General features: G+C 68.1%; 12 protein-coding genes and 1 tRNA gene. 12 read left to right on the top strand and 1 reads right to left on the bottom strand.

Annotated elements, in window-relative coordinates; translation table 11 throughout:
* Positions 1-25 precede the first annotated feature (25 nt).
* Positions 26-1,648, top strand: a complete 1,623-nt coding sequence (locus YWM_RS27085) for a T-complex 10 C-terminal domain-containing protein (protein ID WP_028851628.1) — start codon at positions 26-28, stop codon at positions 1,646-1,648.
* Positions 1,649-2,128: 480 nt separating this feature from the next.
* Positions 2,129-2,650: a DUF3558 family protein gene (locus YWM_RS25855; RefSeq protein WP_084612473.1), complete on the top strand. Its 522-nt coding sequence runs from the start codon at positions 2,129-2,131 to the stop codon at positions 2,648-2,650.
* A gap of 375 nt (positions 2,651-3,025) precedes the next feature.
* Here the strand turns inward: YWM_RS25855 and YWM_RS0116490 are convergent.
* Positions 3,026-3,101 (bottom strand) — tRNA-Gly (locus tag YWM_RS0116490).
* Positions 3,102-3,441: 340 nt separating this feature from the next.
* Here YWM_RS0116490 and YWM_RS24135 point away from each other — a divergent pair.
* From YWM_RS24135 to YWM_RS0116440, 10 genes are all read left to right on the top strand, one after another.
* Positions 3,442-4,971 carry a sigma-70 family RNA polymerase sigma factor gene (locus YWM_RS24135; RefSeq protein ID WP_052345005.1) on the top strand — a complete coding sequence of 510 codons (1,530 nt, stop codon included), beginning with the start codon at positions 3,442-3,444 and terminating at the stop codon, positions 4,969-4,971.
* A gap of 217 nt (positions 4,972-5,188) precedes the next feature.
* The gene (locus tag YWM_RS0116480; RefSeq protein ID WP_028851627.1) at positions 5,189-5,629 is read left to right on the top strand and encodes a hypothetical protein; all 441 of its coding nucleotides are present in this window, start codon (positions 5,189-5,191) and stop codon (positions 5,627-5,629) included.
* A gap of 9 nt (positions 5,630-5,638) precedes the next feature.
* A complete protein-coding gene (locus tag YWM_RS0116475) occupies positions 5,639-6,490 on the top strand; it encodes an Fpg/Nei family DNA glycosylase (protein WP_028851626.1) in 852 nt (283 codons plus the stop codon).
* A 71-nt stretch (positions 6,491-6,561) separates the two neighbouring features.
* Positions 6,562-7,980, top strand: coding sequence for a histidine kinase (locus tag YWM_RS24130; RefSeq protein WP_084612472.1), 1,419 nt, complete (start codon positions 6,562-6,564; stop codon positions 7,978-7,980).
* Positions 7,981-8,182: 202 nt separating this feature from the next.
* Entirely contained in the window at positions 8,183-9,034 is an 852-nt protein-coding gene (locus YWM_RS0116465) for a S49 family peptidase (protein ID WP_028851625.1), read from the top strand.
* A gap of 112 nt (positions 9,035-9,146) precedes the next feature.
* A complete protein-coding gene (locus YWM_RS0116460; protein ID WP_043661418.1) occupies positions 9,147-9,971 on the top strand; it encodes a LytR/AlgR family response regulator transcription factor in 825 nt (274 codons plus the stop codon).
* A gap of 2 nt (positions 9,972-9,973) precedes the next feature.
* A complete protein-coding gene (locus YWM_RS0116455; protein ID WP_028851623.1) occupies positions 9,974-10,498 on the top strand; it encodes a hypothetical protein in 525 nt (174 codons plus the stop codon).
* Entirely contained in the window at positions 10,495-12,288 is a 1,794-nt protein-coding gene (locus tag YWM_RS0116450; RefSeq protein ID WP_043661415.1) for a sodium/solute symporter, read from the top strand. The genes YWM_RS0116455 and YWM_RS0116450 overlap by 4 nt, the downstream gene beginning before the upstream one ends.
* 42 nt (positions 12,289-12,330) lie before the next feature.
* Positions 12,331-12,678: a rhodanese-like domain-containing protein gene (locus YWM_RS0116445; protein ID WP_028851621.1), complete on the top strand. Its 348-nt coding sequence runs from the start codon at positions 12,331-12,333 to the stop codon at positions 12,676-12,678.
* A gap of 5 nt (positions 12,679-12,683) precedes the next feature.
* Positions 12,684-13,694 carry a DUF4328 domain-containing protein gene (locus YWM_RS0116440; RefSeq protein WP_028851620.1) on the top strand — a complete coding sequence of 337 codons (1,011 nt, stop codon included), beginning with the start codon at positions 12,684-12,686 and terminating at the stop codon, positions 13,692-13,694.
* Positions 13,695-13,696 lie beyond the last annotated feature (2 nt).

The raw sequence follows: 13,696 nt of genomic DNA, 5'->3' as shown, positions 1-13,696 counted from the left end.
CGCTGAACTGGAACGTTTGGCGTCGATGCCGGAGGCGGAACAGGACAGGTACCTCATCGAGAATGTTCCGCCGCATGAGCGTGAACAGTTCATCCGCGACCTCCAGGAGGTTGCGGCCGAGGAAGACAATTTCATCGCGGAGCTGCTCGACGACGTTCTGGGGCGGTGGCGTGCGGGGGAGCGAGCTGAGCGACTCTCGGAACAAGCCATCGCGGACGCAAGTTCGGAGGACGTCGAGTTCGTCAAGGTTTCCGGCATTCCGAATGCCAACTACCTGGGCATCCCGCACGAAGAGCTTAAGAAGTGGTCGGTTGACAACAACGACCCTGGGACCGTCGGTCAGATCTCGGCCCATTACACCCAGGTGAGTAGGGCGTACAGCGATTCGAGTGAAGCGATCTCGCGTGCTGTGTCTGTGCTGCGCGGTTCGTGGGAGGGTGACGCGGGCGAGGCTGCGGCTTCGTACGGTGACCAGCTGGCGAAATACAGCGAGGCGTCGGCAAATAACGCGAAGCTGGCAGCGGAGGTAGTCGCGGCCCAGGCGGACACCTCGGAGAGCTTCAAGAACGCGATGCCGGAGCCGATTCCGTTCTCCTGGGAGAACGAGATGGCGCGGGCGCGGTCGGAGGGCAACCCGTTCGAAGCCATCAAGATCGTGTCCGACGCGATAGAGAAGCAGGAGAAGAGCCGGCAGGCGCACGAGCAGGCCGCGCAGGTGGCCGCCAATTTCGAGAAGTCGACCTACACCACGGTCTCCAAGGCGCCGGTGTTTGCCGAGCCGCCGAAGTTCGACGCGAGCGGTGACGGCGGTGGCAGCGACAGGGGCGGCGGCGGAGACTCTGGCAAGTCGGTGTCCAACATCGGGAACGGGCACACCGGGACCGGGAGTCCGCGTACCGGCCCGAGCAGCAGTTCGCGTGACCGTTCCGGGTCGCCTTCGGGGCGGATCGACCCGCCGAAGACCGGGGCGAACAGGCCGAACGACGGTGGCTCGAGCAATACGGGTGGCGTGCGGCTGCCGGACGGCTCGACTCGACTCCCCGATGGATCGACTCGCCTCCCGGACGGCACGATCGTCAAGCCGGACGGCACCAGGGTGCTACCGGACGGCACGAAGATCCTTCCCGATGGCACGCGGATCCTGCCGGACGGTCGCGTGATTCCACCGGGCAACACGAGGGCCGCTGGTTTGGATTCCGGGAGCAGCACGGGCTTCGGGCCCGGTAGCGGCGGTGGTCTCGGCGGAAGCACTTCGTACGGTTCGCCTGGCGGTGTTGGAGGCCCGGGCGCCGGGGGCGGTGCTGCCACGGGCTTCGGTCCAGTTGGTGGTGGTGCAGCAGCTGGTGCGGGCGGCTTCGGTCCGGGGAAGGGCTCCGGTGCTGTTCCGTTCGGCGGCGGGTCGGGCGCCGGCGGAGCCGCTGCGGCGAAGGCCGGTCCAGGTGCCGGTATGGGCCGCGGCATGGGCGGCATGATGGGCGGTGCCGGTGCGGGCCGCGGCCAGGGTGCCGAGGACAAGGAGCACCAGGACCAGTACTACATCAAGCAGGAGATGGACCCCGGCCTGCAGGTCGAGTACGACGAGCACGGCGAAAAGATCGTCGACGAGACCACCGGGAGGACCGTCGTGCCCTCCGTCATCGGCGAATGACCCGATAGTCGAGCGCTGGGCAATGTGGAGGAGAGTCCGATGGCCGCTGTCCGCGCAGCTCTCCCCCACCAGCCATGACGTCCCCCGAAGCGGAGCCCTGCCGAGGCGATCGGGTGACGAAGAACGGCGCCTTCCTAACTACCGAGACTGTGTGGGAGTCACGATAGGGGAACTCGACGAGGCACAGCGACACGTGCGTCAGGCGGAATCGTACGTCCGTGAACTCAGGCTGCCAGCCTCTCTTGAGAAAGTCCGTTCGCGGAAAGGCGTCGCTGTAAGTCTTAGAAGTACGCCGTGGTGTCCGCAGCAGATTCAGGCGAAGCGAGCGCGGAGACTTTTCGGTACTAGACAGCGGGTTCGAGGCGGCGATCAAGAACTACTGGATGTTGGACGGTTCAGCAGCGAGTCTTCTTGGGGGAACCTGTGACGCATCTGCTTGCACGGCGGGCGACTTCCTTTGTGATAGTATTCGCTGGGCTAATGGTTTGCGCGGCATGCGATTCGGAAGATGGTCGCTCAATTGCTGGCGACAATATTGGTCCGGCTTCCTCGCAAGCTAGCAGTCCTCCGCCTTCGGCGGACTCGACCGGAAGTTCGCTAGAACAAATTGTTGCTTGCGACCTGCTTTCGCCCGACGAAAGAGAACAGGTGGCAAAAAATCTGAAGATTACACCAAAGGGGCCCTTTGGTGGAAGCAGCGATACCTGCGAGTTCGAGCTTCCAGATTCGGGTGAAGTGTTCAGCTTCCTTCTCGCTGTTCGGCCGAATGAAACGGTTGAGAATTATGTACCGCTGTCCGAGGATGAGGTGGCCGACGGAGACGTGGATGGGCGGACTGCGAAGCAGGTTGCCGGGGAGGACTCATGTGTCGTTACCTTTGCTGCGGCTCAGGGGCGTATTGACATCAACGTTGCGGCGAAGAACACGAAGGCGGCATGCAGCCTGGCTGATGATCTGTCGGCGATAGTCGCACCAAAGGCTCCGAAACCGAACCCTAGCTAGCGCGGAACGGTAGATGGATGAGAAGGGCGGTTTCCCCGAATTGCTCGACTATACTGTTGGGCTTATGAACGTGAGGGGCATGTCGCAGCTGCTAACGCGCTGGTGGGAATGTTGAGCTTCGAAATCTCGGGCATATCGAGTACCCACAACATGGGAAGTCCGCACGAGATGCTGCAGGTCGAGTACGACGAGCACGGCGAAAAGATCGTCGACGAGACCACCGGGATGACAGTCGTGCCCTCCGTCATCGGCGAATAGCTCGAACGCGACGGCTGCGGGGTATCGACCGGCCGTGCGGACTCGCCGGGCGGCGCCCCGGAGGGGTGATCCGCGCACAAAAAATCCCGTAGCGTCGACGACGCGCTACGGGAGAACTGGAGCGGACGACGGGACTCGAACCCGCGACCCTCACCTTGGCAAGGTGATGCGCTACCAACTGCGCTACGTCCGCAACGACTGCACGAAGTTTATACCGTCCTGCTCCAGCGCCTGCGACCACCCTGCGCACACTCGCACCACGTCCAGCGGCCGGGAAATGAGTAGCCGTCGGCGAGGTGGCCGGCGATCGGTCGACGCGCCCGCCTGAGGTAGCTGACCTGGTAGAACCGTCGCACTCGAGGGCCATCCGCCATGGTCCTTCGGTACCTCGTTGCCGTGGCGCATCGGCGCCTGTGGCGCAAAGGCGTCACTCTCTGTCGTCCATGCGGTCACACTGATTCGCGACCCGGAGTCGTACGACGTAGCCCTTTCGGGGCTGCCGATCACGTATCGGCGAGGAGGGACCTGGCCGGATGACGCAGGGGACGGATGAGCTGGAGCTGCTCACTCGTCTGCGTGGGGGGCAGGACGAGGCGTTCGGCGAGCTGTTCGAACAGCACGCGCCGGCGGTGCGCCGGTTGGCGAGAAGCCTGGCCAATGACGCCAGCGAAGCCGAGGACATCACCGCCGAGACCTTCTTCCGCGTGCTGCGCGCGATCAAACGCGGCAACGGCCCGCACGACAACGTCCGCGGATACCTCCTCACGGTGGCTCGCCGGGTCGCATGGGAGTGGAAGGGCGCCGCGCAAGACGTCCCCGTCACCGACGACGAGCTGACCAGCCGCGCCGGCGCTACCGAACCAGCAGGCGCCCGCTCGGCCGAATACACGCTCATCACCCGCGCGTTCACCAGCCTGCCCGAGCGCTGGCGCACCGTCCTCTGGCGGACCGAGGTCGAGGGTGCCCAGCCTGCGGTGGTGGCGCCGCACTTCGGCCTCAGTCCCAACGCCACGGCAGCCCTGGCCCGTCGCGCCCGGCAGGGCCTGCGCGCCGCCTATCTCCAGGCGCACTTGAGCACCCACAAGAGCAACACGAGCTGCCGCTCGGTCCTGGACAAGCTCGGCAGCTACACCGCAGGCGCGGTCACCCCGGCAGAAGCGGCACGCATCGCTGCCCACCTCGGCAACTGCTCGGGCTGCCGCTCCACCCATGACGAACTTCGCGACGTCTGTCATTCCCTGCGCTCGCACGCCGGAGCCATCGCGGTCGCCCTGCCCGCCATCACCGGCGCGGGCGCCCTTGCCGCGGGCACCGGCACGGCTGCGGCCCCGGGCAAGGTCGCCGCGCTGAAGAGCGCATTCACCGGAGCCAAAATCAAAATAGGCGCGGCGGTGGCGTCGACGGCGGTGGTCGGGGTACTGGGTCTGAGTGCGGGCCCGGTGATCAACGACTCCGCCGTCGACGTCCTGGGCCTGCAGGGGCAGCAGGGCTACAACCACCTCGAGCCCACGATGCAGCGCGGATCCGGCGAGGACGTGTCCTCGATCAGCCGCAGGACGACGAAGCGGGCACCGCACCAAACCAACCGGACGCCGCAGCACGACCCCTACCGCGCGGAGCGTTCCACGGGTGGCTCACCGGAAACCCAAGCCACCGAAGCCACGGGCAAGCTCTCCGGTACCGCCGAGGCCGAAGTCCCGCTGACGCCCGGTACGCAGCGCAAGGACGTCGAAGCCATCCGCGACCTTCCCGACCCGAGCGCCGAGAAGCCGTCCGGCGGCCCGCCGAGCCAGATCCCCGAATCCACCCCGGGCGACCAGCCGGAGGAACCGGTCAACAAGCCGGCACTCGCGCCGGAAGAACCGCCACGCACCTCCTACGACGACGTGGCGCACGACTGCGTCGACGACTACGAATACTACGAGGTCTACAACCAGTCGAAAGGCCGCACTGAAACCTACGAGTACTCCTACCGGGACGGCGAGGGCTACGAGCGGACGATCTACCGCTACGACAGCGGTGAGGAGACCTCCTACACCTACTACTGGCACGACGAGTGTTGACCGCGGCTCGACGGGCACAGCGCTGCTCGAGCGGCCACTGTCGACGGGCGCCCTGAGCGGGCCAGACCGGGCGATCACGTGACCGCACCCAGCTGCTCCCGACGAGTTGTTGCGCTGAGTAACCACGCCGACGGAATGCCGCCCGATTGCCGTCTCTCGGTGTCGCCGGATTGCGCCACAATGGTGTGCGACAGACGGCGATCCGAGAGGAGACGGAATGGCCGAGCGGTCGGTCACGGGAGCCGACGGCCGGGAATGGACTCTGCGTAGTCAACTGGAGTGGCGTACACCAGCCACCGCAGACGACTTCGAGCACGACGTCACGGGTGGCCAGGTTTCAGCCGCAGTCATGGTCGTGCTCGTCGTGGTGTTCGCCGCCACCCTGCTGCTGTGGATGCCGGATTCGGTTGTCGTGCCCACGTGGGTGGCGCTGCTGATAGCGCTGGTCATCCTCTTCTTCCCGGTGCGCTGGGTGCTGCGCCGTCCGTGGCGGGTGGTGGCGGAAGCCGAAGGTGACGGTGAGGACCCACAGCCGGAACGCTGGGTCGGCACCGTCCGCGGCATGTTCAAGGTCAACACCGAGCTCCGGCGGGTGCAGCACGATATCGAGTCGCACTCGCTGCCGGACATCAACGGGCCGCTACGGCCGGTCGAGTAGGCGAACCCGATGCCCGAACTGCCCGAGGTCGAAGCGCTCGCCCACTTCCTCCGCGAGCACGCGGTCGGCCGGGTGGTTGCCCGCATCGACGTGGCCTCGCTGTCGGTGCTGAAGACGTTCGACCCGCCGATCACCGCGGCGCACGGGCGCGAGGTCACCGATGTGGGCAGGCACGGCAAGCACCTCGACGTCAGCCTCGGCGACCTGCACCTGGTGATGCACCTGGCCCGTGCGGGCTGGCTGCGCTGGTCGGACGAACTGTCGCCGAAGCCGCTGCGGCCGGGCAAAGGCCCGATCGCGCTGCGCGTACACCTCGGCGGCCCTGGCTTCGACCTCACCGAAGCGGGCACGAAGAAGGGCATGGCGGTCTGGTTGGTGCGAGACCCGAACGACGTCGCCAGCGTCGCCACGCTCGGCTCGGACGCCGCCACGTTGAGTCGTGACGACCTGGCCGAACTGCTGGCCGGCCGTACCGAACGGCTGAAGAACGCGATCACCGACCAGCGCCTCATCGCCGGAATCGGCAACGCGTACTCCGACGAGATCCTGCACACGGCCCGGCTCTCCCCGTACGCCACGGCGGGCCGCCTCGACGACGACGCGCTCGACAGGCTGCACGAGGCGATGGTCACCGTGTTGCGAGACGCGGTGGACCGCTCGGTGGGCCAGGAGGCCGCCCGCTTGAAGGGAGAAAAGCGCTCCGGCCTGCGGGTTCACGGGCGGACCGGGCTGCCCTGCCCGGTGTGCGGGGACAAGATCCGCGAAGTGTCGTTCGCCGACAAGTCGTTCCAGTACTGCCCGACCTGCCAGACCAAGGGCAAGCCGCTGTCGGACCGCAGGATGGATCGTCTACTCAAGTGATTTCACCGACGCGAACGGCAAGATTACGCAGTGCACTTGTCTCACGCGCGGCGAAACCGGAACATTGACAGGTGCCGAACGTTCCGCTATCGCAGCTGCTCGGGTGGGCGGTTGCCGCTGTCGCGATCGTCATCGCGCTGGTGGTGTGGCTCCGCTCGCGTCGACCGGGCAAGGCGACCGAGGACGCCGTACTGCACGCCGTGCACCGGCTGGCGTTGGCCGCGCCGGACCTTCGTGAGGGCCTCAACCAGGAAGCCGCCGACCGCATCACGCGCCACCTACGCCAACTGCTGAACTGTGTGGCGGTCGGCATCACCGACGGCGCAGGAGTGCTGCACAGCTGGGACGGCGAGGCCACCGACCACTACGTCGACCTCGAGCCGGCGATCGCGTCCGCCCGGGAAGGACACCGCAGGGAACTGGTCCCGCACGAGAAGCTGCCCTGCACGCACCGCAGCTCGTGCCGGATGCGGTCGGCGGTGATCGTGCCGCTGATCGTCGAAGGCCGCACCGACGCGGTCCTCATCGTCGTCGGCCGCAGCCGCAGCCGCAGACTGATCGAGATGGCCGACGCGGTGGCGCAGTTCGTGCGCACCCAGTTCGAGCTGGCGCGGCTGGAGGAGTCGAAGTCGGCGCTGCAGCAGGCGGAGATCAAGGCGCTGCGGGCGCAGATCTCCCCGCACTTCGTCTACAACGCGCTGAACACCATCTCGTCGCTGATCCGCACCGACCCGGAGGAAGCCAACGAGCTGCTGCTGGAGTTCGCCGACTTCACCCGCTACAGCTTCCGCAGCTCCGGCATGTTCACCACGCTGGCCGAGGAGCTACGCAACGTCGACCGCTACTTGACCATCGAGTCCGCGCGCTTCGGTGATCGGCTCAACGTCCGGCTGAAGATCGCGCCGGAGGTGCTCGGCGTGGTGGTGCCGTTCCTCATCGTGCAGCCGCTGGTGGAGAACGCGGTCAAGCACGGGTTGTCCGGCAAACCTGGCGGTGGCACGGTCACCGTGATCGCCGAGGACGCGGGCAACGACGCGGTCATCATCGTGGAGGACGACGGCGTCGGCATGGACCCGGCCAAGCTCAAGGAGCTGTCCTCGGCACACCGCACCGGCGAACACGTCGGCCTCGGCAACATCAGCCAGCGGATGCGGCAGCTGTTCGGCCCGGAGTACCCGGTGATCGTGGAGACCGCGGTGGGTGCGGGCATGAAGATCACGCTGCGGGTGCCGAAGTTCGCGCCGGGCGTGCGGCCGGACATCCCCGGATACGAAGCGGCGAAGGAAGAACGCGACTCCGGCCGTTCTCCGCTGCTGCCGCCGCAACAACAGAAGCCCGTACAGCGTCCGCGGCCGCGCAGACTGCCGACGCGGACCGGACACGGCCAGGACCCGCCGACCGAGGAGTGGAAACAGCCACGACGTCGCCGGGGCAGGCGGACCGCGCAGGAAATGCAGTTGCCACCACAGCAAGGGGCTACCTACCGTTGACGGCACACGGGAGAGGAGGTGGTCCAAACAGTGAAGGCTTACTGGACTCGTGAGGTGGCTGTCCGCTAGCAGCGGATATCACTTGTGAGGTGGCTGTCCGTCAGCAGCGAATACCAGGCAGTTACCCGACCCCCTGGGCGCCGGCCGTAGTCCAGCCGGCGAGAAGCCCAGGGGGTCGCCTTTTCTCGCTACCCTGGGGCTCATGAGCGTTGCCGAGAAGCTGACCGCCCGGTTGCCCAAGATCGCCGACCGCGGGGACAAGACCGACGTCGTCTCCGTGGTCAAGCTGCACGGGGTGATCACTCCTCAGGCGTCGCCGTTCAGTCGCGGCGTGCTCAACGTCAACACCGTCGAGTCGGCGCTCACCCGCGCGTTCGAGCACGACCGGCTCAAGGCGGTCGCGCTGCTGGTCAACTCGCCCGGCGGCGCCCCCACCCAGTCGGGGCTGATCGCCGAGCGCATCCGCGAGCTGGCCGACGAGAAGAAAGTCCCGGTGCTCGCGTTCTGCGAGGACGTCGCCGCGTCCGGCGGGTACTGGCTGGCCTGCGCGGCCGACGAGATTTACGCGCACCGCACGTCGCTGGTCGGTTCGATCGGCGTGGTCTCCGGCGGGTTCGGCTTCACCGGCCTCATCGACCGCTTCGGCATCGAGCGCAGGCTGTACACCGCGGGCGAGAACAAGCGCAGGCTCGACCCGTTCGAGCCGGAGAAGCCGGAGGACGTCGAGTGGCTGCGCAACATGCACGACCAGCTGCATCAGCTGTTCGTCGACTGGGTCAAGCAGCGTCGGGGTGAGCGGCTCAAGGACGACCCGGAGTTGTTCACCGGTGACGTGTGGCTCGGCCCGCGCTCGCACGAGCTCGGCCTGATCGACGGCATCGGCACGCTGCGCGAGGTCGTCAAACAGCGCTACCCGGAGGCCGAGATCACCGTGGCCGAGCCGAAGAAGCCGTTGCTGGCCCGGCTCGGGCTGGGCGGCCCGGCGGCCGCCGGCATCGACGCGCTGTTGACCGCGGTGGAGCACCGAGCGGCGTGGTCGCGCTTCGGTTTATGATCTCCCTGCGACAACAGCGTTGCGTGACAGGAACTTAGCGTCTGGTGAACGCTGCAGGCAGACACCAACAACGCTCGTTCCGACCTAGACATCTGTACCTGCACTAGGCAGGATGCTTGTCACTGTGAGTACTCATGACGACACACGGCGCCTGGTCGCCATCGCCGTGGACGACGAGAAGCCCGGTATGGAGATGCTCAAGCACCGGCTTGAGTCCAACCGGTACATCGGCCACATCTTCGAGGCGGTCGACGCGTCTGAGGCACTGCGCATCATCTCGGCCGAGCACCCGCTGCTGACCAAGCGGCGCAACGCGGGCCTGCCCGCGGTGGACGTGGTGTTCGCGGACATCAACATGCCCGGCCTGACCGGCATGGAGATGGCTCGCGTGTTCGCCGCGCTGAACCCGGCACCGCTGCTGGTGTTCGTCAGCGGCCACGGCGACGAGGCGGTGAACGCGTTCGACCTCGGCGCGGTGGACTACGTGCTCAAGCCGTACGAGCAGCCGCGGATCGACAAGGCGATCGACCGGGTGCGGGCCAAGCTGCGGGAGCGCTACGGCGCGCCGCAGGAGGACCGCGCGGCACCGAACGACGACGAGGTCATCCCGGTGGAGCTGGCGGGCACCACGAAGCTGATCCCGCGCTCGCAGGTCCGCTGGGTGGAGGCGCAGGGCGACTACGCCCGGCTGTTCACCACCGACGGCTCGTCGCATCTGGTACGCATCCCGCTGGCGCAGCTGGAGGAGCGCTGGGGCAAGGCAGGCTTCGTGCGGATCCACCGGTCGTACCTGGTGGCGCTGCGGCTGATCACCGAGCTGCGGATGGGGCAGGGCGGCTACCAGGTGGTGATCGGCAACGAGGAGAAACTGCTACCGGTCAGCAGAAGGCACACACGTGAGTTGAAGGATCGGCTCACCGGCAATCTGAGAAGTTGACCATGGACGACGCCACTCGGACCTCGTCGCCGCGGTGGCCGCGGGTACGCACGCCCGACCCCACGCTGGGACGCTCTCGTCCGGAGATGAAGCCGATCCCGGTCGAGCGGGTGCCGGGGTCGCCCGCGCATGCGAAGGCGGACATCGACCCGCCGACCAAACCGAAGCGCCAGCGCGTGGTGCTCAACGACGGCCCGGTCGCCCCGGTCCGGCCGCATCTGCACTCGCGGGCCGAGCTGGCCGAGAAGACCAGCTGGGGCGCCACGCTGATCGCCGACCAGATCCGCGGCCTGCTGGTGATCGGGATCCTGTTCGCCCTGGCGGTGCTGGTGCTGGTGGTCGGCCTGCCGCTCGCCATGTGGCTGGCGCCCGGCTTCGCGCGACTCGAGGTCGTCGGCGTGCCGTTGGCCTGGCTGTTGCTGGGGGTGGCGCCGTTCCCCGTGCTCGGTGGCATCGGGCTGCTGTACATCCGGGTGACCGAACGCCATGAGCGGGCGTTCGTGGACATGATCGAGCATCGCGGATGACCGATCTGCAGATTGCCGCTGTGGTGGCCCTGTCGGTGGTTGCGGTGGTGACGTACGCACTCGGCAGGCGCTCGACCAGAAGCGGCCAGAGTTTCGATTTCGCCAGGCGGACCGTGCGTTCCCGGCGCAATGCCGCCGCGATGTCCGGCGAGTACCTGTGTGCGGCGCTGTTCATCGGCATCACCGGTGCCGTGCTCTCCCAGGGCGCGGACGGGTTGTGGTACCCGATCGGTTTCGCCGCGGGCTTCGTCGCGCTGCTGATCTTCGTGGCCGCGCCGCTGCGGCGTTCCGGCGCGTACACGATGCCGGACTTCATCGACGCCAGAGTTCCCGGCCGGGGCATGCGCGGGCTGTCGTCGCTGATCGCGGCACTGATCGGAGTGCTCTACCTGATCCCGCAGCTGCACGGCGCCGAGCTGGCCGCTCGCACGCTGTTCGGTGGGCCGGAGTGGGCGGGCCCGGTGGCGTTGACCGTGCTGGTGCTGATCACCGTGCTCGGCGGTGGCATGCGCGCCATCACCGTCACCCTGGCGTTCCAGTACTGGCTGAAGATGTTCGCCATCATCGCGCCGACCCTGGTGCTGCTCGCGGTGTTCGTCAGCGCCGGCCCGGACGGGTCGCCGCGTGGTATCACGTCGCCCTCGCCGCCGGTGTTCAACGAGCCCACCACGGTGCGCATGCAGCAGCCGGTGACCTTGAATGTCGACGCTCCGATCGAGTTCGAGGCCAAGGGCGAGATCGACGGCGAGCCGACCGACGGCACCACGACGTGGTCGCCGCAGCGCGGCCCGCTGCACGTCGGCGCGGGCACCACGCTGTCGTTCCAGCCGGGAACCCCGGTGCCGGTGGTGTCCGGCCAACCCGCAGGTAACACCGACTGGCTGGACCCGGGCGGCGGAGACGCCTGGCAGCTGGTCGGCACGTACTCACTCCTGCTGGCGTTGCTGCTGGGCACGATGGGCCTGCCGCACATCCTGGTGCGCTTCTACACCAACCCGGACGGCGTCTCCGCGCGCCGGACCACGCTGCACGTGCTGCTGTTCGTCGGGTTGTTCGCGGTCTTCCCGATCATGCTCGCGGTGCTGTCCCGGCTGTACGTGCCGCGTCTGCTGGTGACCGGGGAGACCGACACGGCCGTGCTCCTGCTGCCTTCGGCGGTGCTTCACGGCCTCCCCGGGGAGATCCTCACCGCGGTGCTGGTCGCCGGCGTGTTCTCCGCGGTCCTGGCGGCCTCGTCCGGACTGGTGTTCAGCGTCGCGGGCGTGATCTCCACCGGCCTGTTGCCCGAGCGGCTGCGCAACTACCGCCTCGGTGCGGTGCTCATCGCCGGTGCCGCGCTGGGGGTGGCCTTGGTGGCGCCGCGCCTGGAGTTGGCGCACGCCGTGGAGTACGCGTTCGCGCTGGCTGCCTCGACGTTCTGCCCGGTGCTGGTGCTGGGCATCTGGTGGCGCGGGCTCAAGGCCAAGGGCGCTGCGATCGCGATGGTGTTCGGCGGCGGGGTGGTCCTGGCCGCGGTCGGCCTCAAGGTGGCAGGCGTCCTGCGCGGCGGTGAGACGCCGGTGCTCGTCGACCACCCGGCGTTGCTGTCCGTGCCGCTGGCGTTCCTGGTGGCCATCGTGGTCAGCAAAGCTTCGCGCAAGCGCGTGTCCGCCGACGTCGACGACCTCATGCTGCGCATGCACGCGCCCGNCCCGCNCGGCTTCCTGCGGGACAAGGACATTCCGCGGTACGGACAGGCCGAGGAACGCGTCCGGCTCACGCCGGGTAAGCACCGGAACCGGCCCGATTGACGCCAACCCTACGGCGATCGTGGCACCATCGGCACCGTGCCAATGTTTGCCGAAGACGTACCGACCACCCGGGTGGCTGACCTGCCCGACGGCGAGTTCCCACTGCTCGACGTCCGCGAGGACGACGAGTGGCGCGCCGGTCACGCGCCGACCGCGCGGCACATCCCGTTGCGCGACTTGCCCGCCAGGATGGCCGAGCTGGCCGAATTCGGTGACGATCAGCCGATCTACGTGGTGTGCCGCACCGGCGGCCGCTCCGAGCAGGCCACCGCTTTCCTCAACGCCAACGGGTTCGAGGCGTGCAACGTCGCGGGCGGCATGAAGTCGTGGCTGACCGAGGGCAGGCCGGTGGTGGCCGAGGACCCGAACGTCGAACCGACGGTGCTGTAGCTGCGATGACGCTGGATCCGGCTCGTGGCTTCTCGGTCCGCTGGACGGCGAGCCCGCCGCCCGGCGCTGCGCCGCGTCGCCGGTCGCCGGAGCCGCCCTACACCGGCCCGCCGAAGTATCCGGCGCCACCGCGCTGGGGCTTTCCGAACCTGATCTGGCGTCAGCCGACCTCGGTGCCGGGCACCCGCAGCGCACGCGCCCGGCCCGACGAGCTGATTCGGCCGGTGGGGACGTGGACGGTCGGCGTGCTGGTGGCGATCGCGGTGTTCGCGGTGCTGGCGGGCGCCGCCGAGTTCTGGCGCTACGCGCTGCTGGTGATCAGCCGGGACGAACCGCTCAGCACGGTGTCCGTGCGGTTGTCCGACGGGCTGGTGACCGGGTTCTGGTACCCGATCCCGATCCTGCTGTTCGCCGCGCTGGTGCTCGGGCTGTGGTGGCTGAACCTGGCCCGTGCCGAGGCGTCCCGGCTTACCGACGTCGAGCCCGCTTACGGTCCGGTGGCTGCCGGAATCCGGCTGGTCGGCCTGTGGGTCCTGCTCGCTGTCGTGGCGGCGGTGGAGTACCGCGTGGAGTTGCCGCAGCTGGTCGTGGTGATCGCCGCGCCGGTGCTGGTCGCCGTGGTGGCGTTCGCCGCCCTGGTGCTCGCCGGGCCGGTGGTCGCCGAGCTCGAGCACTTGGCGATGGGCAAGCCTGCGGATTCCCGGCCGAGGCCGTCGCGGCTGGTCGTGGTGTGGTGGGCGGCGTGCGTGCTGAACGCGGTCCTGGTGGCCGTGACGCTGTGGCGGCGAATGGGCGAGGGCGTGCAGGCCATGGCGGACGCCGTGCTGCTGACCGGCATCACCCACTGGGCCGCGGCCGCGCTGGCCGTCATCACCGTGTTGGTCATCCGACGCATCGGGATGCTGCTCTCCCCGGAGCGGCCGTTGGGCGGCAAGCGGCTGCAGGTCGTCGCCGTGCGGTCCGACGCCGCGGCACCCCCGCTGCGGGCGGTCCGCCCGGCCGGGGCGCGCCGCTAGCC

This window comes from Thermocrispum municipale DSM 44069, from assembly GCF_000427825.1.
Taxonomy (GTDB): Bacteria; Actinomycetota; Actinomycetes; order Mycobacteriales; family Pseudonocardiaceae; genus Thermocrispum; species Thermocrispum municipale.
The sequence above is the reverse complement of the archived record's forward strand: the minus strand, read 5'-3'. Positions and strand labels throughout refer to the sequence as shown.